17 protein-coding genes are annotated in these 21,590 nt (G+C 46.8%); 12 read left to right on the top strand and 5 right to left on the bottom strand.

The features are described from left to right. Positions 1-520: 520 nt before the first annotated feature. From JFN91_RS12245 to JFN91_RS12205, 9 genes are all read left to right on the top strand, one after another. Positions 521-2,389: a hypothetical protein gene (locus JFN91_RS12245; RefSeq protein ID WP_199389466.1), complete on the top strand. Its 1,869-nt coding sequence runs from the start codon at positions 521-523 to the stop codon at positions 2,387-2,389. A 58-nt stretch (positions 2,390-2,447) separates the two neighbouring features. Beyond that, positions 2,448-3,221 (top strand): radical SAM protein, encoded by a 774-nt coding sequence (locus tag JFN91_RS12240; RefSeq protein ID WP_199389465.1) that lies wholly within the window; start codon positions 2,448-2,450, stop codon positions 3,219-3,221. Between the two features lie 166 nt (positions 3,222-3,387). Beyond that, complete coding sequence (locus JFN91_RS12235; protein ID WP_199389464.1) at positions 3,388-4,878, top strand: type I restriction-modification system subunit M; 1,491 nt, start codon at positions 3,388-3,390, stop codon at positions 4,876-4,878. Further along, positions 4,875-5,342, top strand: coding sequence for a HEPN family nuclease (locus JFN91_RS12230; RefSeq protein WP_199389463.1), 468 nt, complete (start codon positions 4,875-4,877; stop codon positions 5,340-5,342). Before JFN91_RS12235 ends, JFN91_RS12230 begins: the two co-directional genes overlap by 4 nt. Continuing rightward, complete coding sequence (locus JFN91_RS12225; protein WP_199389462.1) at positions 5,343-6,836, top strand: type I restriction-modification system subunit M; 1,494 nt, start codon at positions 5,343-5,345, stop codon at positions 6,834-6,836. Beyond that, a complete protein-coding gene (locus tag JFN91_RS12220) occupies positions 6,833-7,990 on the top strand; it encodes a restriction endonuclease subunit S (protein WP_199389461.1) in 1,158 nt (385 codons plus the stop codon). The genes JFN91_RS12225 and JFN91_RS12220 overlap by 4 nt, the downstream gene beginning before the upstream one ends. Before the next feature lie 2 nt (positions 7,991-7,992). Further along, positions 7,993-10,980, top strand: a complete 2,988-nt coding sequence (locus tag JFN91_RS12215) for a type I restriction endonuclease subunit R (protein ID WP_199389460.1) — start codon at positions 7,993-7,995, stop codon at positions 10,978-10,980. A gap of 66 nt (positions 10,981-11,046) precedes the next feature. Continuing rightward, a complete protein-coding gene (locus JFN91_RS12210) occupies positions 11,047-12,267 on the top strand; it encodes an SIR2 family protein (protein WP_199389459.1) in 1,221 nt (406 codons plus the stop codon). After that, the gene (locus tag JFN91_RS12205) at positions 12,264-13,985 is read left to right on the top strand and encodes an ATP-binding protein (protein WP_199389458.1); all 1,722 of its coding nucleotides are present in this window, start codon (positions 12,264-12,266) and stop codon (positions 13,983-13,985) included. Before JFN91_RS12210 ends, JFN91_RS12205 begins: the two co-directional genes overlap by 4 nt. 382 nt (positions 13,986-14,367) lie before the next feature. Here JFN91_RS12205 and JFN91_RS12200 read toward each other — a convergent pair whose 3' ends face one another. The 5 genes from JFN91_RS12200 to JFN91_RS12180 all read right to left on the bottom strand — a co-directional run bounded on the left by JFN91_RS12200 (position 14,368) and on the right by JFN91_RS12180 (position 18,914). After that, the gene (locus JFN91_RS12200; RefSeq protein WP_199389457.1) at positions 14,368-15,450 is read right to left on the bottom strand and encodes a PIN domain-containing protein; all 1,083 of its coding nucleotides are present in this window, start codon (positions 15,448-15,450) and stop codon (positions 14,368-14,370) included. Positions 15,451-15,565: 115 nt separating this feature from the next. Next, on the bottom strand, positions 15,566-16,390 hold the full coding sequence (locus JFN91_RS12195) for a trypsin-like peptidase domain-containing protein (protein ID WP_199389456.1): 825 nt from the start codon (positions 16,388-16,390) through the stop codon (positions 15,566-15,568). 385 nt (positions 16,391-16,775) lie between these two features. Beyond that, the gene (locus tag JFN91_RS12190; protein WP_199389455.1) at positions 16,776-17,369 is read right to left on the bottom strand and encodes a hypothetical protein; all 594 of its coding nucleotides are present in this window, start codon (positions 17,367-17,369) and stop codon (positions 16,776-16,778) included. Next, positions 17,347-17,913: a hypothetical protein gene (locus JFN91_RS12185; protein ID WP_199389454.1), complete on the bottom strand. Its 567-nt coding sequence runs from the start codon at positions 17,911-17,913 to the stop codon at positions 17,347-17,349. Before JFN91_RS12185 ends, JFN91_RS12190 begins: the two co-directional genes overlap by 23 nt. Positions 17,914-18,005: 92 nt before the next feature. After that, positions 18,006-18,914: a restriction endonuclease gene (locus JFN91_RS12180; protein WP_199389453.1), complete on the bottom strand. Its 909-nt coding sequence runs from the start codon at positions 18,912-18,914 to the stop codon at positions 18,006-18,008. A gap of 570 nt (positions 18,915-19,484) precedes the next feature. Here JFN91_RS12180 and JFN91_RS12175 point away from each other — a divergent pair. The 3 genes from JFN91_RS12175 (at position 19,485) to JFN91_RS12165 (ending at position 21,484) form a co-directional block, all read left to right on the top strand. Further along, positions 19,485-19,664, top strand: a complete 180-nt coding sequence (locus JFN91_RS12175; RefSeq protein WP_199389452.1) for a helix-turn-helix transcriptional regulator — start codon at positions 19,485-19,487, stop codon at positions 19,662-19,664. 1 nt (position 19,665) lies between these two features. After that, positions 19,666-20,037: a BRO-N domain-containing protein gene (locus tag JFN91_RS12170; protein WP_199389451.1), complete on the top strand. Its 372-nt coding sequence runs from the start codon at positions 19,666-19,668 to the stop codon at positions 20,035-20,037. A 538-nt stretch (positions 20,038-20,575) separates the two neighbouring features. Continuing rightward, positions 20,576-21,484 carry an ArdC family protein gene (locus tag JFN91_RS12165; protein ID WP_199389450.1) on the top strand — a complete coding sequence of 303 codons (909 nt, stop codon included), beginning with the start codon at positions 20,576-20,578 and terminating at the stop codon, positions 21,482-21,484. The last annotated feature ends 106 nt before the right edge of the window (positions 21,485-21,590 follow it).

Raw genomic sequence — 21,590 nt, 5'->3', positions numbered from 1 at the left:
GGTGCAGCCAATCAGCTGTGCCTTTTTTTGTGCTATTTGGGGACCGTTTTATTGATTTCTGTGGCAAGGCATTGAACATAACTACATTTTTTGGGTTATTCGTGGATGGCTTTGCGAGTTATTCATATTATCAAATACCTTTATAAAATGAAATAGGTGCTATTTGTGGATGCGTTGAGAGACCTTCTTGGAAACAGGAAGGTCTTTTTGCGTATTTAAACTAAATAACCAACAAAACAAGGGAGAACTTAGCATGGGCGAACACATTGACAGGTTGATGACACAGCAACAGGTAGTCGAATGGACAGGCATGAGCGCAGCATGGTTCGAAATGTCCAGATTTAAGGGTACCGGAATACCATACGTCAAAATGGGAAGGGCCATCAGGTATCGAACCAGCGACGTTCAGAGTTGGATCAACGATCATTTTATCAGCACCGGGATCTAACCAGAGTTCTGACATTTTTTACAGACACCCTACCCAACCGACACCTCAGCATATCTTGAAAGGAGCTTATAAGTGGAAATAGAAGACCAGAAAACTGAGCAGGTCGCACCGACGGCCTCGCTTGAATCAACTAAACCGCTGGAGGACGCGATAACGACGGCGACCACAGCCTCGGCACCAAGCATAGACGACCTTATCATCGCTGCGACGATTGAGGACCACCAGGCCGTTCTTGAGGCAATCGCAGAGGAGAAGAGCGCCATCGTACAGGACACATATATCGGGAAGCTCGCTAAAGTCCTTGGTGTGGCTAAGCCTGCTATTTCTAAGCAGATGAAGCAGGTCGCCGCCTTTACACCGACAGGGGATGAAGCCGACATGGATGAAGATCTACCTTTGAAGGCGGTATTCCCCGGTTTGGTTGACCTTGTAAAGGACGAGGCTGGGAAAGTCCGGTACCTCGTCAAGGACGACGGCGGATTGCGGCTGGAAAACACTTGGGTCGATGACGACGGGACAGTCTATGAGCCACCAGGTACGAGGTACATCAAGTTCCCCATACCAAACGCCGAGCGGGTAATCAGCCAATACAAGGACACTGACGACACCAAACTTTACGAGGACCTTCTTGCCTTTTTCAAGCGGTTCTCTTACCTGGAAGACGATGTATGGCCGATAATCGTCCTTTCCGTTTTGTTGTCGTATATGCAGGACCACCCGGATGTGCGTTATATCCCCGTGATCTATTTTTATGCAGTGGCCGAACGTGGAAAGAGCCGTACCGCCAAGACCATGCTTGCTACATCGTATCGTGGCCTGCACTTGGTAGATATTCGCCCAGCAAACGTTATCAGGTTTGCCCAGCACTTTAACGCAACCATCTTTTTCGATGTTACGGACCTATGGAAATCCGCCGAGAAGGGCGAAGGCGCTCAGGACATCCTTTTGGGTCGGTTTGAAAAGGGTACTCAAGTTGTCAGGGTTCTCAATCCAGACAAAGGGCCGATTGCCGACCAGGAATACTTTGACGTCTTCGGCAGCACGATAGTGGCGACCAACGAACCAGCCAATATCACCTTCGAGAGCAGGTGCCTCTCAATATCTATGCCCAACAAACCGGGACGGTACGAGAATCTAACCCCTGCGATGGGATTACCCTTCAGGGATAGCCTCACGGCGTTCCGTGCCAGAATGATGGATAAGCAACTACCATACGTTGAGCCGATCCCCGGCATAAGTGGGAGACTCTGGGACATCAGCGAACCTCTTTTCCAGTTGGCACAAATGATTGCCCCAGTAGCCTTCGAGCAGATGAAGCGCGTCCTTCTGGAGATGTCAGGGCAGAAGATTGAGGACAAGAAGGATACTATCGAAGGGCAGCTTATCGCCGCCATCGCCAAGATCGCCCGATTTGACGGCAATCTACCAACAGAGATACCGGTTGAGGAAATTCGCACTCAGCTCAACCTTGGTAAGCCGGTGCAATACCAGGTATCGCCGCAGAAAGTAGGGAAGCGTATCCAATCGTTGAGTATAAAGACCAAAGCAGTAAACGGGCGGTCCCGTGCAATTATCACTATCCAAGAACTAAACCGACTCAAGGAACAGTACGGTTTGCTTGCCCCGGTACTGTCAGAGGATCCCCTACCACTCGCTACAACAGACGAAGAATTGCATGAAACCGGCATATCAGAAGGTAGGGAGTCGGTCGAGAGTGAAGCAGACGACACTGGGTTCCCTACTGAAAATGACGCGGCAGAACAATCAGTTTTGAAATTGGTAGAGAGTGGTAGCGAATTTCTAGCCACGACAGAGGAAGAGCGGCACAAGCAATACCTCGACCTCATCAGTGGTGAAGGGGCAGCAAAGATCACGGAAGCCATCGATACGGAACCGCCCAAAAAACGACTTCTCATCAAGTGGGCCAAACCTAAGCAGTGAAACATCCCAAGGGGCGGGAAGGCAACTTCCTTCCCCGAACTAACCCAATGGAGGGAATATGAACAAGTTCAACGAAGCAAAACCTGGGTCCCGTGTCGGCGAATGGGCACCTTACAGTTACAATATCGGCACCGGCTGCCTGAACGGGTGTAAGTACTGCTACGCACGGGACATAGCCGTCAAAACCGAGATGATCGCCGACAAAAGCAAGTGGACGGAGGAGCAGGTCAACCCGGCAAAGGTAAAGATCGAAGAGACCGTTGACGACATGGTTATGTTCCCGACCATGCACGACATCACCGACAACAACCTGACGACATACATGGCGACGCTCCGAAACATCCTTAATGCCAGGAATCGGGTGTTAATCGTCTCCAAACCACGTATGACATGCATACAGTCGATATGCGACTCGTTTGCAGCGTACAAGGACAGCATTCTTTTCCGGTTCACCATCGGCAGCTTAAATGAACGTGTATGCAAATTCTGGGAACCGGGTGCTCCGAGGCCCCAAGAACGGGTCGCTGCTCTAAAATATGCATTTGATGCCGGGTTTCAGACAAGTGTGAGCGCGGAGCCTATGCTAGAAGGCTATCGAGAAGCTATTGCGCTTTACGAGACCCTTACCCCAACGATTACCGAGTCCATCTGGTTCGGAAAAATGGACGACATCGACGACAGGGTTGACATGGCGGAGCCGGCAAACGAGAAAGCAGCTCAGTTCATTCGGGAGTTTCAAAGCGACGCAAACATAAAGCTGCTGTACGATCACCTCAAAGACCTCCCCAAGGTCCAGTGGAAGAAGTCATTGCGACGAGTGGTAGGAATTTGAGAATGAGGCCCCTGCGACCCGAAACGGTCAATGGGGTCTTTCTCGTTGCGGCCAGCAGGGCTGATTTCAATGGCTATTTAGCCGGTTTTTTGGTACTGGTAACGGGCTATACCATTTGCCAGCGTAATTATGTTTTAATGAATCCCTAAAGGTCGTAACCGAAACGATGACAACTACCTCGCTTGACCAACTTGAGAACCATTTGTGGGAATCGGCCAATATCCTTCGTGGAACGGTAGACGCCGCCGACTTCAAAACTTATATTTTCCCGCTCCTATTTTTTAAGCGCATTTGCGATGTCTGGGATGAGGAGTTTCAAGAAATATCCGAAGAGATGGGCGACCCTGGGCTTGCTATGTTTCCCGAGTCACATAGGTTCCAGGTCCCGGAGGGATGTCACTGGCAAGATGTCAGAGAGACACCTGCCAATGTTGGGACTGCGCTACAGCGAGCTTTGCGGGAGATCGAAAAATCCAATCCAGAGACGCTGTATGGCGTTTTTGGTGATGCACAGTGGTCAAACAAGGACCGTCTAACCGACGGATTGCTGAAAGACCTTTTTGAGCATTTTTCAAGCCTTCCTCTTGGCAACAGCCACGTCGCCACAGATGTTTTGGGTGACGCCTATGAATTCCTGATCAAGAAGTTTGCCGACGCTACCAACAAAAAGGCAGGTGAGTTCTATACGCCTCGAAGTGTAGTGCGGCTCATGGTGGACATGTTAGATCCCAAGGAGAATGAGAGCATCTACGACCCTGCTTGTGGGACGGGTGGGATGTTACTCGCTGCACTTCAGCATGTGCACGAAATGCATGGCGACACTAAGCGGCTTTGGGGAAAGCTGTACGGGCAGGAAAAAAATCTAACGACATCTGCAATTGCCCGCATGAACCTGTTTTTGCATGGGGTTGAAGATTTCAAGATTGTTCGCGGTGATACACTTCGGAACCCTGCGTTCTTCGAGGGTGATCAACTTGCCAAATTCGATTGCGTCATCGCCAATCCGCCATTCTCACTTGAAAAATGGGGCGAGGAAGTGTGGCTTGATGACCCGTTTGGACGTAACTTTGCAGGCATGCCACCTTCAGGTTGTGGTGATTTTGCCTGGGTACAGCATATGGTCAAGTCCATGGCTCAAGGAACCGGGCGCATGGCAGTTGTCCTGCCGCAGGGGGCATTATTCCGTAAAGGAGCTGAGGGCGAAATCCGGCGCAAGCTGCTGGAAATGGACCTTATTGAAGGGGTTATCGGCCTTGCTCAAAATCTCTTTTACGGCACCAGCCTTGCCGCCTGCATCCTAGTCCTAAGAAAGCGCAAACCTACTACCCGCAAGGGCAGAGTGATGATAGCTGATGCCTCTAGCTTATTCCGTCGTGGCAGAGCCCAAAACTATCTTGAGCCGGAAAACGGCGCGGAGATATTGAACTGGTTTCAAGAGTTCAAAGATGTACAGGACCGTGTGCGAATCGTAAAAACGGACGAAATAAAGACAGAGGACTGGACTCTCAATATTTCTCGGTATGTGTTGCCGCCGCTAAACGAGGATATTCCGCCCTTGCCGCAGGCGATTGAAGATTTTAAGTCTGCACTTGAGCGTTGTCGCGAGGCTGATGCCCGATTGGATAAGCTCATGACCGCTGGAGGTTGGGTAAAATGATGTATGAGGAGCTTGTTGCTGATTTTGCAAAACGAACACGCCAAAATCTTGAGACGTTGCGGCTTTTACAGATAAAAAATGATTCTGGGCTATCAGTATTTGAAGTTACTCAGCTTATAAATTCAATGCTCGGCTTGCTGGTATTCCCGCAGCAACGATACTTTGATGAAATTCCCAATACGCCTCTCAAGGAGCTTGCTGCCACTGGCTGGCCAATTCCTCGTGTTGTGGGAGACTACCGGCAACCAAGAGACTTGCGAATGCTTCTTCGACTGCTTAGGAATGCTGTGTCTCATTTCAACATTGAATTTTTACCAGACAACAATGGAGAGATTTCAGGGCTTAGGGTTTGGAATACAGAGCTAAGAAAACCTTTCAAAATTACATGGATGGCAGAATTGTCGATAGACGATCTAGAAAAAATTACAGATCGATTTATAGCCCTCCTGCTCAAGGACAAATAAATGAGTTCTAGGATATCTCAACAAGAACTGGAATCCTACCTGTGGGGCGCGGCAACCCTTTTGCGCGGCTTGATCGATGCCGGTGACTATAAGCAATTCATATTCCCGCTGCTGTTCTTTAAACGCATTTCGGACGTTTTTGACGAAGAATACCAGCAGTCTATGGTGGAATCTGGTGGAGATTTTGCTGAAAACCACCGTTTCCTGCTACCTGCGGGTTCCCATTGGAACGATGTCCGCCAAACGCCAAAAAATGTCGGAATGACAATCCAATCCGCTATGAGAGCGATTGAGGCGGCAAACCCCGATATGCTTACCGGAATATTTGGTGATGCTCCCTGGACCAACAAGGAACGTTTACCGGATGAGACCTTTAAGGACCTCATCGAGCACTTCTCAACACAGACTCTCTCGGTTGCCAATGTACCGGAAGACGAGTTGGGGAACGCCTACGAGTTCTTAATCAAGAAGTTTGCCGATGACTCCGGTCATACGGCGGCAGAATTTTATACCAACCGCACCGTAGTTCACCTGATGACACAACTGGTAGACCCACAACCTGGTGAGTCGATATATGATCCGACTTGCGGTACAGGGGGGATGCTTTTGTCAGCTCTGTCTGAGGTAAAGAGGACCGGTGGCGAGTACCGTACCTTGAAGCTCTACGGGCAAGAACGGAACTTGATGACATCTGGTATTGCAAGAATGAATCTATTTTTGCATGGCATCGAAGATTTTCAGATCGTCCGCGGTGATACCTTGGCTGAGCCAAAGCTTATCGAAAACGACCAGCTCAAGAAGTTTGATGTGGTGCTGGCAAACCCACCGTATTCCATAAAGCAATGGGATAGGGCAGCGTTTGAGTCGGACAAGTGGGGCCGCAATATTCTTGGAGTCCCTCCACAAGGGCGGGCCGATTATGCCTTTTTTCAGCATATCCTAAAGAGTCTAAGCAAGAAGGGGCGCAGTGCCATTCTCTGGCCACACGGGGTGTTGTTCCGCAACGAAGAGCAGGCGATGCGGGCTAAGATGGTTACGCTTGATTTGGTTGAGGCTGTAATCGGCCTGGGACCAAACCTCTTTTATAACTCTCCGATGGAGTCATGTATCGTTGTCTGTCGTCAGAATAAGGTAAAAGAGCGCCAAGGTAAGGTCCTTTTCATTGATGCCTTGGAAAAAGTAACACGCGAGCGGGCGCAAAGCTTTCTCAAACAGGAGCATCAGGCAAGTATCCTTTCCGCCTACCAAGCGTTTCAGGATATTTCAGGGTTTGCGAAGGTTGCCACTCTCGACGAGATTACCGCCAATAGCTCAAACCTATCAATCCCGCTTTATGTGCGGAGAACTGAAATAACTACCGATGCCCTGGATGGATCTCAAAGTTTGATGTCAGTATGGAAACAGTGGAATCGTGGTGGTTATGAGTTCTGGAAGGAGATGGATGAGCTGACAAAAACACTAGATGGGTTAATTGTCGAAGGGGTGGATGCATGATTGAACAAACCCTAAAATCAGGTTGGCAACAAGTGAAGTTCGGTGAGGTCGTTCGCCTCTCCAAAGTCCGCAGCAGTGATCCTCTGGCTGACGGATTTGACCGGTATATCGGACTTGAGCACATCGATCCTGAAGACCTGCGTATTCGCCGTTGGGGTAATGTTGCGGATGGAGTTACTTTCACAAGTGTGTTCAAGCCGGGGCAGGTGCTATTCGGCAAGCGTCGGGCATATCAGCGCAAGGTGGCGGTAGCAGATTTTTCCGGAGTTTGCTCCGGCGATATCTATGTGTTTGAAAGTAAGGATTCCAAAAAACTGTTGCCTGCGTTGCTGCCTTTCATCTGTCAAACCGAAGAGTTTTTACAATATGCAGTAGGGACATCTGCGGGCAGTCTAAGCCCTCGAACTAACTGGACGAGTTTGGCGGATTTTGAGTTTTCTCTGCCGCCGGCCGAGGAGCAGCGACGCATTGCTGATTTGTTAATAGAAATCGAGAATACAAGCAACGAATATGACAAGTTAATGAGACAGGCATCGCAACTGTCATGTGCTTTTCTTGGCAATGTTTTGGTGCAAAAGTCACCAATTGTCAGTCTTGGGGCCGCAGTTCTGAACACTCAATATGGACTTTCTATTAATCCAAATGATCAGGGCCAATATCCCATTCTTCGAATGATGAACTTAGAAAACGGACTATGTGTCGAAAATGACATCAAATACGTTGACTTAAGCAGCAAGGACTTTGAATCATACAAGCTTATCGCTGGCGATGTTCTATTTAATCGCACTAATAGTTATGAATTAGTTGGTAGAACTGGGGTATATTCTCTCCAAGGAGAGCATGTATTTGCATCATATCTTGTGCGGATCAAGACTGACCCGGCAAAACTTGAGCCAAAGTATTTGACGTTATTTTTAAATTCCGACTATGGTCGTCGGCAGGTTCTTTCGTTTGCAACAAAAGGTGTCAGCCAGGCAAACGTAAATGCTAGCAATCTTCTCAAAGTACAAATACCGCTTCCATCATTGGACGTTCAAAAAGAGCTTTTGACACAGATTGAACAAACAAATATGGTGAGTAACGCTACAGTAACGCGTCGAGCAGTAATTGCCCAAATGAAGCAGCTGCTATTAGCAAGGCTGGCAGGGAGTTAAAAATGACTTCGTTCACAGAGTCCAACACTGTAGAAGCCTACCTACGTGATCTACTCACTGGCCCAATCAAAGAGGCCACGCCAGGAGTGGTTAACGAACCGACACCTGCATACGTTGTTGGGCGGGCAGCAAAGGGTATCGGCTGGCGGTATGTTTCGCCAAGCAAGCTTCCTCGCCAGAGCCATGAAGTCTTCGTTGAATCCTATTTACGCGACTCCCTCATTCATCTCAATCCTGAAATCAAAGAGCAACCCTGCCTTGCTGACGAGGTGATCTATAAGCTGCGGGCCATTGTGCTCTCGGTTCGTTCTGACGGGCTAATTCGCGCCAATGAGGAGATGACTGCTTGGTTGCGTGGTGAACGTTCCATGCCGTTCGGTCCGAACAACGAGCATGTTCCGGTACGACTTATCGACTTTGAAAACCTGGACCGCAACCAGTTCATACTGACCCAGCAGTACACCTTTCGTGCCGGTGCGGTTGAAAAACGTGCTGACTTGATCCTGTTGGTGAATGGGTTGCCGTTGGTGCTGATCGAGGCAAAAACGCCGGTACGCAAGGCCACAAGCTGGGTTGACGGTGCTCTTCAGGTGCATGAGGATTACGAGAAGTTTGTACCGGAGCTGTTTGTCTGTAACGTTTTCTCGGTGGCGACAGAGGGTAAGGAATACCACTACGGTTCAATTGGACTGCCGGTAAAAGACTGGGGGCCATGGAACTTGGATAACGGGAATGACGATCACCAGCACCACCCGCTTCATTCCCTTAAGGCTGCTGTTGAAAGCATGCTGCGTCCACATATCATACTTGATATCCTCGCTAACTTCACGCTATTCGCTACCCATAAGAAACAACATCGAAGCAAAGTCATCTGTCGTTACCAGCAGTACGAAGCCACCAACTTGGTTGTTGAGCGCGTATTGTCAGGGTATCCACGGAAGGGACTCATATGGCACTTCCAGGGCTCAGGAAAGTCCTTGTTGATGGTGTTTGCCGCTCAGAAACTGCGAATGCACCCGAAACTTAAAAATCCGACAGTGCTGATCGTGGTAGACCGCATCGATCTCGACGCGCAGATTACAGGCACCTTTACGGCGGCAGATATTCCGAACCTGGAAAAGGCTGGAACCCGCGAAAAGTTGAAGAACGTGTTAGCTCAGGATGTCCGAAAGATTATCATTACCACCATCTTCAGGTTTGCCGAGGCTGATGGGGTCATAAATGACCGGTCCAACATCATTGTCCTAGTGGATGAAGCCCATCGTACCCAAGAAGGGGATCTTGGCCGCAAAATGAGACAGGCTCTCCCCAATGCCTTCCTCTTTGGCCTTACCGGGACGCCGATCAACCGCAGTGACCGCAATACCTTCTACGCCTTCGGTGCCGAGGAAGATACCGGTGGCTATTTGAGCCGATACGGGTTTGAAGAATCGATACGCGATGGCGCTACGCTACCCCTGCACTTTGAACCACGCCTTGTTGAACTGCACATCGACAAGGAAGCGATAGACCAAGCCTATGCCGAGCTAACCGGAGAACTGTCCGACCTAGATAAAGACAATCTGAGCAAGGCAGCATCAAAAATGGCCGTCCTGGTAAAGACACCGGAGCGAGTTCAGAGGATCTGTGCCGACATTATTCAGCATTTCCAGAGTAAAATAGAACCGAATGGGTTCAAGGGCCAGATTGTTGCTTTTGACCGGGAGTGTTGCCTACTCTACAAAAACGAAATCGATAAGCTCTTGTCTCCGGAGGCAAGCGAGATTGTCATGACCGTCAACGGGAATGAACCGCAATACAAGCCCTACAGCCGTACACGTGACGAAGAAACCCGGCTGTTGGACAGGTTCCGTGACCCAAACGACCCGCTAAAGCTGATAATCGTTACAGCGAAGCTCTTGACGGGCTTTGACGCCCCGATCCTTCAAGCAATGTACCTCGATAAGCCTATGCGGGACCACACCCTGCTTCAGGCTATTTGTCGGGTAAATCGAACCTTCTGCGACACTAAGACCCACGGACTGATCGTGGATTATCTGGGCGTATTCGATGACGTTGCAAAGGCGCTAGAGTTCGATGACAAGAATATCCTCAAGGTGGTTTCCAATATTCAGGAGCTACAGAGCCAACTCCCTGAAGCAATGCAGAAGTGCCTCGTCTTCTTTCCAGGCATAGATCGAACCGTTCAGGGGTACGAAGGACTGATCGCAGCCCAAGAATGTCTACCGAACAACACCGTGCGGGATAATTTCGCTGCTGATTTCAGTGTCCTCAACAAGCTGTGGGAGGCAATTTCTCCAGACCCGATCCTTAACCAGTATGAAACCGACTACCGTTGGTTATCCCAGGTGTACCAGTCAGTTCAGCCGTCTAGCGGGCATGGCAAGCTAATTTGGCACTCCCTTGGGGCCAAGACAATCGAACTCATCCACCAGAATGTGCACGTGGAGACGTTACGGGACGACCTCGAAACCCTGATTCTTGATGCTGATTTACTGGAAGCTGTGCTGAGTAACCCCGACCCGAAAAAGACTAAAGAGATAGAGATAAAGATTGCTCGCCGCCTACGTAAACATATCGGTAATCCCAAATTCAAGCTGCTTTCGGAACGACTGGAAGATTTGAAGAACCGCCAAGAACAAGGGCTCATTACCAGCATTGATTTTCTGAAACAGCTGTTACAAATAGCCGAAGACCTGCTCAAAACAGAAAAGGATACCCCACCTGAAGAAGACGAGGATCGTGGCAAGGCTGCACTAACCGAGTTGTTTCAAGAAGTGAAGAGCGAATCAACACCGATAATTGTTGAGCGAATCGTTGCGGATATTGATGAAATTGTGCGGCTAGTGAGTTTCCCTGGTTGGCAGCATACTCTGGCTGGGGAACGAGAAGTCAAGAAGGCCCTGCGGAAGTCGCTCTTTAAATATCGCCTTCACCAGGATGAGGAGCTATTTGAAAAGGCCTATGAATATATACGGCAGTACTATTAATCCGAAAGACGTTCAAGTATTTGTTTCTTGCCGGGAAAATAAGTTACCAGGTATTGGGGAGAACGTATGGCGAGGACTACACCCGCGGCAAGAGTTACCACTTCAGCAGGACAGCTAAAATATAAAGCACCGTCCTCAGCGGAATGGCGAAATCTATTTGTTGATGCCAAAGCTGAAAACCAGGAACTGGAGAATAAAAATGTAAAAGCATCATTTGAGGCATTAAAGGATTCGTTACTGACCTCTTTGCAGATGCAAAACCTCATTATCTTAACGGGTTGTGGGACATCTCGATCAGCTGGTGGCCCAACTATGCTTGATTTGTGGAAGGCTGCTATTGGGACTCCTCCGAGTGAAATTGCAGTCCAAGTAGCTGGAACTATCAAATACGATCTGGCCACTCCCGCTCCCAATATTGAAGATTTTCTTTCTCGCTGCGATGCCTACTTGCAAATTGAAGATGACTTAGCCGTAAAAGGCCTTGTTGAACATTCCAAAAAAGAAATATTAGAGAAATGCTCTTCTTTCTTAGAAAATAAAGAATTAGATGGTCACAAAACTTTTTTGCACCGTCTCTCCAGGCGCAGAGTCCGAGACTCACGCTTAAAGATTTTCAGCACCAATTATGATTTGTGCTTTGAGAGGGCTGCCGGTGAAATAGGGCTCGTAGTTATAGACGGGTTTTCCTTTACCCAGCCACGCTTCTTTGATCCGCGCTTTTTTTGCTATGATATAGTCCGAAGGCCGAGATCAAGTGAGGATCAAGGTAGCTATCTCGAAGGGGTTTTTCTTCTTTACAAGCTGCATGGGTCCGTAAACTGGGCACATACCCCAGAAGGACGCGTCGTAGAAAAACAAAACCCAGAACCAAGCGAGGCCTGCCTGACCTATCCTGCAAAAGGTAAATACCAGCAGAGTTTTCTACAGCCAAATTTGGAAATGGTATCGCAATACTTTGCTGCTTTACGAGAACCTAACACCTGCCTAATAGTCACCGGTTTCGGTTTTAATGATGACCATCTAGCTGAGCCAATTTTGTCTGCTGTCAGATCAAACCCACACCTTCGCCTAATAATTGCAGACTATGCCGCAGAAGATTTCATCAATGGCAAAAGTGGTCCAAGTCGATATTGGAAAGAATTAGCAGATTTGTCGCGAGAGGGTGAAGACATTTGGTTCATCAATGCTTCCTTCTCGGATTTCACGAAATTGGTACCAGATCTCAAATCATTATCTCCAGCTGATAAACTCATGAAAGACATCAAGAATATTACGGGTGGAAGATGAATTTTGTTGCTGAGACCAGAGATAATAGCTTTCCTCATGGATTGTTACGCCATGAATTGTTTATTGGAATACTGTCATCTATAAACGCATATGCTGTGAGGGTCAATCTTACTGAAGCAGGGAATCCAAGTGGCTCGCACTTCTCTGGTGGACGATATGGTAAAGGTGAGGTAGGCGAGTTTGTTTTAATCGAAGGCCAGCAGACCCTACTTCTGGGCCGGATAGTTGAAGTTCGGCTGCCAGAACACGAAAGACGTACAATCAATCAGGATCACTCCAGTTTGCCTGTGTTGGATGCTATAGGACAGATTCAGTTGCTCGGTTCTGTTGCGATGGATGACCTTAAAGTGACGGCTGGTGTTGAATCCTACCCTCGCTTAGGAGACCGAGTTTACGCTGCACCTCATAAATTTATAGCAGATCTCCCATTGTTGATGGAACAAAACGGTGAAGAGAGAAGCCCTGTGCTGCTCGCCCTTGGCTCGGTCGACGTTGCTCAGGAGAGCAAAGTATTCATCAAGCCTGAGAAGCTTTTTGGGCGTCATTGTGCCATACTTGGTTCTACTGGTGGCGGGAAAAGTTGGACAACTTCACGGATAATTGAGGAATGCCTTAAATTTAATTCAAAAATGATTCTTCTTGATGCCACTGGTGAATACCGCGGTTTTGCTGATACCAATATAGTACATTGCCATCTCGGTGACCCCGTAGAAAAAGCAGCCAACTCTCAATCATGTTCATTACCCTCAACCTGTTTCACTGAATCAGATTTTGTTGCACTTTTTGAACCTTCTGGAAAGGTTCAAGGCCCAAAGCTACGAGCAGCAATTCAAAGCCTCAGGTTAGCAAGGTTAGAACCTGGATTAGCGGTCAACGGTGTCATTGTTAAGGCTTTTAAAGATAAAAGACCTTTCTATGATGCAATGACAAAACACGCTTCTCAAATAAACGACACAAGAGAGCCAATTGTCATCAGTAAACTACCAGAGCAAATTGTAAATGAATGTGTCCAAGACTATGGCGATCCTAAGTGGAAAGGAGCAAACGAAGCGGAAATAGGTTACTGTGCTTCATTGTTAACACGAATCAATGGAATCATAACGTCGTCTGCCTTCAGTTGCGTTTTCCAAGCTGATGCTGAGCCTAAATTGACCACCAAAATAGACGAGTTTATAGCGGGCAGTGAAAATTTAATTCGAATAGATGTGAGCGGAATTGCATACGAATTTCACGCTCGTGAGATAATAGCTAATGTTATAGGCCGTTATTTGCTTAATAAAGCACGAGAGAGATTCTTTAAGGGGACTCCGCTCGTGCTGATCGTTGATGAGGCTCACAATTTTTTAGGTCGCCATATTGGGAGTGAGGATTACAGTGAAAGGCTCGATGCCTTTGAACTCATTGCCAAAGAAGGCCGAAAATACGGTATCAATATATGCCTAGCGACGCAGCGGCCGCGCGACATAACGGAAGGTGTCCTCAGTCAGATGGGAACCCTTATTGTTCATAGACTTACCAATGACCGCGATCGTGAAGTCGTCGAGCGTGCTTGCGGTGAAATTGATCGTTCCGCTTCTGCATTTCTTCCGAACCTCAAGCCCGGCGAAGCGGCAATTATTGGAGTAGATTTTCCGATCCCCTTGACAATTCAGATTGAAAAACCGACCACAAGACCCAAATCTGACGGAGCTAATTTCCAAAAATATTGGGCTCCCTAATATCTGATAGCGAGGAATAGATCAGCTTCTCGGCTGACATAAAAGGTTGCATGAAAGACTGCATCCTATGCTTGAAATGGCCCAAACGGGAGATTTTCACATTCTTCAGCGATCATGGCTGCAAGGTGTGATCGAATCAACAAATCCCCGCCGACCCGGCACTCTGCACTAAAAATTACCCCACAACGCCTTCAACCCTTCGCCAAATACTGCACAACTTTAGGCCCTTAACTTGTAAGGAGTCCGGTAGACAGCCACTCGCTAATGGCGCGTCTGCCACCATATTGTAAACATATTGGGTTTGGCTTAGTAGTGAGTTGTAGAGAGTATATAATATGGCAAACAACAACGTCTAAATGCTTTCCCATAAATCACAGAATTGTCAGCGCAACCAAATCCTTGCCACCTCGAAGTTCTTAAGAGTGTCAAGCCTTGCGTTATATATGAAGCTAACATCAAAATAAGGCCGCATAAAAAAATGTAACGTTACAACTTCAGAAATAACATCAACATCGTCTGCTACTTTAAGAATTTCAATTTTATTCATGAAGTAATCAATTTCTGGTATGTCTATTTCGACAGTTACCCCGCGTAGGTTGTAGCTATAACTGACATAAACATCGTCCCCTTCAAGTCTTTGTGTCTGCAGTATGTCAATATCTTCAAGACCTTCGTATATTTCAACCCTAGTTGACAGAATGGTTTTTACATTAGTTTCGAATATTGTGTATCCAAAATGTTTACTGAGATCAACATTTGACATTTCGGTAATAAACTTTGAGCTTTCTTCAAATATAAATTGTTCAAATAACTTCTCAGATGCATAATGGTCAATAGCATGAACGTCCTTATCAATAGCACTATTAACAAAATCAAAAAGTGAGGCATATGGAGTTATCTTAGCTTTGAGAGTTTTATGCTCTATGTCACTACAAAGGTCTTGATGGAAATGCAGGACTTTATCTTTGACCTTGAAGAAGTCGGACTTATTTTGGGTGATGAAAACGACATCCTCTTCAATGTCATTTTTGGCCAGATAGTCCATAAATGAAAGCCATATAAGCGTATCCCTATACCCTTTCTCCCCCTCAATAAATGGTTTTTTGTTTATCAGGGCTCTCCCAACCACGACTGAATGCGGGATACCCTCATATTCGATCTCTTCTATATTCTCAGTTCTACTTCTAATCATGGGTAAAAGTTCAAACTTTTCGACACCTAGGCTTTCTTGAGCAAAATACACGTCATTATAATTAAGTTTGTTTATCCTGTTAATGGATTTTTTTATGTCTAACAAAGATTCCGACAGCTCTCTATTCCTAATGTTTTCGGCTTCTTCAATTACTAGCTTAGATATCAATAAGGAATGCCCTTCATTATTCAAAAAATGGAAGAGGTACCTAAAATTTGCATTTTTCATAAACCAGTCGTTATAAAAAATATTTGTATCAAGAAATACTTTCATCAAGGCTCCATTTCCACATATTCTCCAGACACCGGCACCGCGCAAGGTCAGATAGTTTCTACGATAAGGTAAACGCCATGTAGTAGCTAAAGAAGCGCAACTGGTATGCAATTACTTAAGTGTTAGCTTTTATAGTGTCTATTATAATTTCAATTCTCACTGACAACATTGCATTAAATTCCCGATGCTTCTCAATAAAAATACCGGCGAGCAATCCAGGATTAACATCTTGTTTTGCAAGCTCTTCAAGTGAGACCAAACCGCCAAGATCAATAAAGGCTCCACCGCTCATTCCACGCGGATGGATAGAGGCTGTAATATTACCGTCAGAATCAACTGACCGTTTTTTATGTTCAACAACAATATGACTCTCTCCAGAAATTTTCAGTTTGTTGTACATTTTTGGCTTTTTCTTGCCTGTTGCCGTGTACCTTGCGAATCTTGGAGTGATGGACATATTGGTAAAATCTACTTCTTTATTTTTAGTGTTGGGATACCCCATCACTACATACGCACGTTTTTCAGAGTCAGTTCGTTGACTGGCGATATCAACCTCAGCTACGAAGCTCACACCCTCCAGTTGTTTAAGTTGCTGTTGTGATAGCTCTAGCCAAGCAAAGTCATAATGATCTAAGTCACGGTCACCCTTGGGCTTAGTCGTACACATGAACTCGCCCTCAATCAAGAGCAGCTTTGACCCTACTGTCCCTCCTATATACAAAGACGTGAGCCGAGACTCATCGACAACATGAGCTGCTGTTATGAGATACCGCTTACCCCCTATTTCCACTAACACACATGTGCCAATGTGTACGGGCTTTCCATTCTCCTCGCTACCGTATATAGGCCTTATAGCATTTTTATATTTCTTACCCGCATTTGCTGCACCATTTTTGATTTGCTCATGCACAATTTCTTTGTAGGATTTTACAAGATTCATATTTTCCTCTAACGCCCATCCCCCTGACTAGAGTGGGGCAAATATTTATCCATATTGCATCAAACCAAATCTTGAGCCCAGGTTCAAAAATCTTCGCCTACGGATAACACCTTCTTCTAATCGGATTTCAGAGCCTTATGTTCATAGATTCCCGCCTATGACATCAGACACCGACGTACAATGGGTTCCCTCTTAAAAACCCTACCACTTTCTACTACTCTCCTAAATCCTTTTAAACTAAGTTGTTACATGGGAGCGAGTCTGGTAGCGTGTCAAGCCAACACGCCGACTCTCTAGCGACTCTCCTAGAACAAAGCTCTATCATATCAGCGGTTTTGGCATGTGGTAGCGAGGTGTAGAGAGTATGCAGGCCAGCTACACTCCTCTATCTGTCCGAATGCCCCATTCGAAACTTTCCAAATTCTCTCATTTTTTCAATTACATCACTTGCAGCTACTTTTGCTTGTCTTCGACCGAGGCCACGATCCCGCATCTTTGTCACCATACACTTATAGAAAATCTCATTCCAAATGCCCCTGAATCCTGTATCAGGAATTTCAAGAAGAATCTTCGGCGCATCAGGGTTATTTATGAACCTGTCGCCTTCTCGGCCAGCCTGCAAATAGATGCCTTTTGCACTAACAGCTTGGTCAACAAGGATTCCCTGTTTTGGAATGTCAAATTCAACGATGATGACGAGCTCAGCCGGCTTTTTAAAGGTGAGGAGTAGCGCAACCTTGTCTTTGAATTTATCCAATGATCCCCATTGGCAAGCAACATCGCCTGGAGCTAGGTATTGATGGACGCGAATCAATTCTTCAACATCGGACCGCTCCGTAGTATCAAGTATGACGAGGGGGACAAGACGACCCTCACCTACGGTAACAGTTGCTATTGCAGCATCGGCAACGATTCGAAGTGGGCACGCCTCACGCGAGTTAAAGAGTGGGAAAAAGTCATAGCGCGGCTTCAGTCTCATCACCATACTCCCGAATTAGGATTGGTTCCAATTGAGCCCTCATCCCGTGGCTGTCGGTTAAAACAATCCTGTACTCTTCAATCGTGTAACCTCTAATAAGGAGTTTTTCCACTTGAAAAAACAACCAACCGGTAACTGTTTGATGCGCATCCAGTCTTTGAGGGATGGTAAAGGAAATGGAAATGTTCTCATCGTGAAAGCCTTTTGCACCTTTGTTATACCAAGGCACTTTGATTGTCATAAGGACATTGCCTTTGGTTATATATGTAATGTGTAAATCTGCTACAGCAACCGCATTGTCTGAATCAGTAGGATTGCTAACTGATAGCAAAAATGCGTAAAATATAGACTCACCCTCTCGCCGGATATAACCATCTTGAAGGTAGGGCACTAATAGTGGTTTCCGCCGTTCCTCCTGTCGCTCGCTTATCCTCAGCGCCTTCCAGGCAGCAAGGATGCTAAATACTGACAACAAAAGCGCCAGCCAAGCAGCTCCCGCTGAAGCAACTTCTGCGTACTTTTTAAGATAAATCAAGAATTCCAATTTCGTTTAACTCCACCAACAAGATAACGCCAGCCTAAACACCACTGGATAAATAGCTGGAATGACGGTTTTTTATAGGTTTAAGTGTCGAATTATTTCTTTATTGAATGTGGGCAATATAATTCTGCCTTATATGCCGCGTGACTAATACAATGCTCCAATAATTCCTGAATGGTATACAACCCAAAAATAACATTGGAAATATGCACTCCATCTAGCAGTAGCACTTTAATCTCTTTACCATGTGGTAGTCCTTCGACCACCCCATCGGTATATCCGCCCATGGAGATAATAATTCCACGTGAATCGAGCTTCCCGTCTACCTTGTAGTAGAAACTGCCAATGTCCTTCGGTCCAACTTTGTTTTCTGTCCACTTTAGTTCTATCAGATAATAATGGCCGTCATACTTAATGCCACCATCTATTTGCTCACCTACTATCTTAAAAGGTTCCTGTACTGGTATTCCACTGATACTCATCAGCCGAGGAAACAACCTTTCAAGTGAGTAACCTCTCTCTTGTGGGGCCAACTCCGTATATTTCATAAAATCTTCGCGAAGACGTAGTAATTGATCTTCATATGTCTCTTTAGAGGCTTCCTTGGCTCTTCTTTTAATTGATTCTCGGTACTCTCGTTGCTCTTGTTGTTCACGTATAACCTCACGTAGCTTCAGAGCACAATGCTCAGCTCGATCAATCCTATGCTTTTCATCCTGAGGTGTGAATATCCTCTGCTCTACAAGTAACCGAACAAAATTGCGCGAAACTTCCAGTCTACGGTTGTAGTCTCCTATTCGCAATTCCCCGTACAGCAGGTCCATTTGCTGCCTTTTGGTAAGTTTTTTACCCTCCCCATCGACTGCTTTGTAAACCTTATCTGCCATCTTTGCTGGTACACCTGAGCGAAGCCAGGCCTTATGGAGATCAGCACGATACCAATAGAGATTGGAGACTCCATCTTTAATTAGGACCTCAAGCTCTTCAGTGAAAATATCGAACATGTTAAACCTCTTTCAGATCGGTAGGCTCCGTCGTAGGCGACTAATCAGCCGAAGAACGAATGATATTTGACGCAAGATGTATTCGTTTTCTAGTCTGTACGTGGAAGGATATACAGGTTTTTATGAGAAAAGTCTATTGCAAAGCCGAAAAAGGAATTCATTCAGCCCGACATTGCGCCACCCGGGCCATCAGCTCAAGTCACACGAAAACGGTATGTCAGGCTGAGCGTGATTACATCGCTCAGCATCAGGCCAGCCTCGTAAAGGCTACCACTCGCTACCACTCTCCATAGACATCGTTAGAACAGAGCGTTACACGCTCGTAAGTCAGGTAGAGAGTTAAAGCAACACGGCAACCCGCCAGGGACTCTCATAAGATCCCAGTCCTATAATTTTAGCAAGTTCCCCCATGTAGTAGCAAGTTGTAGAGAGTCACCAGGTGTAACCTCCTCCGTATCGACACCGCCAAATAGCAACCCCTTCTACCATATTCCATCCGATGCCGAACAACATTCCGTTATTAACATACATGCACACGGAATTGTGCAATCAAATCAGCGGAGGTTCCGCATGGAAACCCTACTCGACAAGAAGCAGGTGGCTGAACTACTCAACATTTCAGTCAAGACACTCGACATCTGGATTCAGAAACAAAAAGCGCCTTTGCCTGTACGGATCGGCAGGATGGTACGGTTCAAGAAATCAGAAGTAGAAGCATTCATTCAAAATTTAACAGTGGAGGGGATTTAAAATGAAATCATTACTAGTGGATATCTTAGGATGTAATTACAGCAAGTTGACCAGTTTTCAGAGTGCAGGAAAGACGTGGTTTAAGGCCCAAGACGTTTGCACCATATTGGGTCTCAGGAATACCAGCGTGGCAGTTAAGGGCAACAACGTCAGGATAGGGTACTTCGGCATCGATCAAAACGATATATTTCGTCTAAGCCCCCATAAGAATTCAACTCTGTATATATCCGAGGCTGGCGTGTACAAGCTGATACTCAAGAGCAGGAAACCGGCGGCGTACATGATCAAAGTTCAGTTAAGCCAAAGCGTACTGCCAGAGATTATGAGACAAGGAGGGTTTTCCGAAACGATAGTTGCACCGGGAACCGCATGATATTCTAATATTATTATCCCTGACTCGTTTCTATTTCATTTTTTATATATACAGGAGTCCGGACTGGGTAGAAAAGGAAATATGGGACCCAGAAGTGAAAGCCGGAACCCCGGGGTCAATATTCGCCATACACACAAGCATAGGGCGCAGTTTCCATTACGGAGCTGCGTTTTTTTGCGTCAAGGGATCAGTGCCGACCCTGCCAACGGGAATGTCGTCCTATGCCTGTGACCTCTGTGACACGTGTGACACGCATTTCAAATAGCCCTCCAATAAACTGCAATGCCAGGGGCAACAAGTACTAACCGCCTCAGACAGCTTAACTCAACCCTCTTGTTTCTTTCGATGTCTCAGATGTCTCAGGTGTCTCACCGCCAATCACCAATCCACCTCCAACAGAGAAAGGAGCAGAACCATGTTCGACACCTCGTAACCGAACACCAGACCAACGACCATCACACTCTCTGAAACCACAACACGAAAGGCGCTTTCCACAGCGGAGGGTGCCTTTTGTCGTTTCAACTCAAGGAGGAAGCAAATGGACATCTATCAGACCGTTACAGACCGTATCGTAGCACTACTCGAAGCTGGAACCTGCCCCTGGAAGCGGAGTTGGTCGGCAGGCAGTGGAATGCCACGTAATCTCGTCAGTAAGAAGGAGTATCGCGGGATAAATCCATTCATTTTGGGGGCAATGCCGTACTCGTCGCCCTACTGGCTCACATATCGCCAAGCCGCGTCCCTCGGGGGGCATGTGAAGCGTGGTGAGAAGTCAACAATGGTGGTCTTCTGGAAGATGCTCGACAAGAAGGCTTCTACTGACCAGATCGAAGAAGCTAACACGAAGCACGGCAAGATACCCATGTTGAAGTTTTATAACGTGTTCTCCATCGAGCAGTGCGAGGGCCTGACCTTACCCCCTGACCCCGAGGAGACGATTAACGAGTTCACTCCTATCGAGAAAGCAGAGCAAATCGTCCAAGGGTACAAGAGAGCACCGATCATCAGGTACGGTGGCAACAGAGCGTTCTTTCGCCCTGCGGATGACCTCGTACAGATGCCGTACCAGCACACCTTTGAGCATAACGAAGACTTCTATGCCGTCCTCTACCATGAACTGGGTCACAGTACTGGCGCTAAGCATCGTCTTGCCAGAAAGGAGGTTGTTGAGCTGAACACGTTCGATTCGCATGAACGAGGGGTTGAAGAGCTGGTAGCTGAGTTTACTGCATCGTTCCTCTGTGCTCATGCTGGGATCAGCAGCGAGACCATTGACATGAGTGCTTCGTACATAGACGGGTGGCTGTCAGTGCTTAAGGGACCAAAGGGAGACAAGAAGATGCTCGTAGTTGCCGCCGCTAGAGCGCAAGCCGCAGCAGACCTAATACTTAACATGAGACCAGGTGAAAACAGTGAAACCGATGTAACAGAAGGCTCCGCTGAATAGCCACCCCAGCAAAACAACCTACCTGTAGCATCCACCCCATCTAGCACAGTCCTTTGGACCCGCAACAAACAAACTCTCATTAATCTTGCAGCAAAAAACCATCCTG

It is taken from the genome of Geomonas anaerohicana (assembly GCF_016458305.1).
GTDB lineage: Bacteria > Desulfobacterota > Desulfuromonadia > Geobacterales > Geobacteraceae > Geomonas > Geomonas anaerohicana.
Note: the sequence above shows the minus strand (reverse complement) of the source record. Positions and strands in the feature narration are given on the sequence as shown.

What these genes read in the sequence shown, in the direction of transcription:
- JFN91_RS12195 (WP_199389456.1), bottom strand. Translation starts at nt 16,390, where the DNA reads ATGAATCTTGTAAAATCCTACAAAGAAATTGTGCATGAGCAAATCAAA.
- JFN91_RS12205 (WP_199389458.1), top strand. Translation starts at nt 12,264, where the DNA reads ATGAATTTTGTTGCTGAGACCAGAGATAATAGCTTTCCTCATGGATTG.
- JFN91_RS12235 (WP_199389464.1), top strand. Translation starts at nt 3,388, where the DNA reads ATGACAACTACCTCGCTTGACCAACTTGAGAACCATTTGTGGGAATCG.
- JFN91_RS12180 (WP_199389453.1), bottom strand. Translation starts at nt 18,914, where the DNA reads ATGTTCGATATTTTCACTGAAGAGCTTGAGGTCCTAATTAAAGATGGA.
- JFN91_RS12175 (WP_199389452.1), top strand. Translation starts at nt 19,485, where the DNA reads ATGGAAACCCTACTCGACAAGAAGCAGGTGGCTGAACTACTCAACATT.
- JFN91_RS12210 (WP_199389459.1), top strand. Translation starts at nt 11,047, where the DNA reads ATGGCGAGGACTACACCCGCGGCAAGAGTTACCACTTCAGCAGGACAG.
- JFN91_RS12170 (WP_199389451.1), top strand. Translation starts at nt 19,666, where the DNA reads ATGAAATCATTACTAGTGGATATCTTAGGATGTAATTACAGCAAGTTG.
- JFN91_RS12225 (WP_199389462.1), top strand. Translation starts at nt 5,343, where the DNA reads ATGAGTTCTAGGATATCTCAACAAGAACTGGAATCCTACCTGTGGGGC.
- JFN91_RS12165 (WP_199389450.1), top strand. Translation starts at nt 20,576, where the DNA reads ATGGACATCTATCAGACCGTTACAGACCGTATCGTAGCACTACTCGAA.
- JFN91_RS12200 (WP_199389457.1), bottom strand. Translation starts at nt 15,450, where the DNA reads ATGAAAGTATTTCTTGATACAAATATTTTTTATAACGACTGGTTTATG.
- JFN91_RS12230 (WP_199389463.1), top strand. Translation starts at nt 4,875, where the DNA reads ATGATGTATGAGGAGCTTGTTGCTGATTTTGCAAAACGAACACGCCAA.
- JFN91_RS12215 (WP_199389460.1), top strand. Translation starts at nt 7,993, where the DNA reads ATGACTTCGTTCACAGAGTCCAACACTGTAGAAGCCTACCTACGTGAT.
- JFN91_RS12190 (WP_199389455.1), bottom strand. Translation starts at nt 17,369, where the DNA reads ATGAGACTGAAGCCGCGCTATGACTTTTTCCCACTCTTTAACTCGCGT.
- JFN91_RS12240 (WP_199389465.1), top strand. Translation starts at nt 2,448, where the DNA reads ATGAACAAGTTCAACGAAGCAAAACCTGGGTCCCGTGTCGGCGAATGG.
- JFN91_RS12220 (WP_199389461.1), top strand. Translation starts at nt 6,833, where the DNA reads ATGATTGAACAAACCCTAAAATCAGGTTGGCAACAAGTGAAGTTCGGT.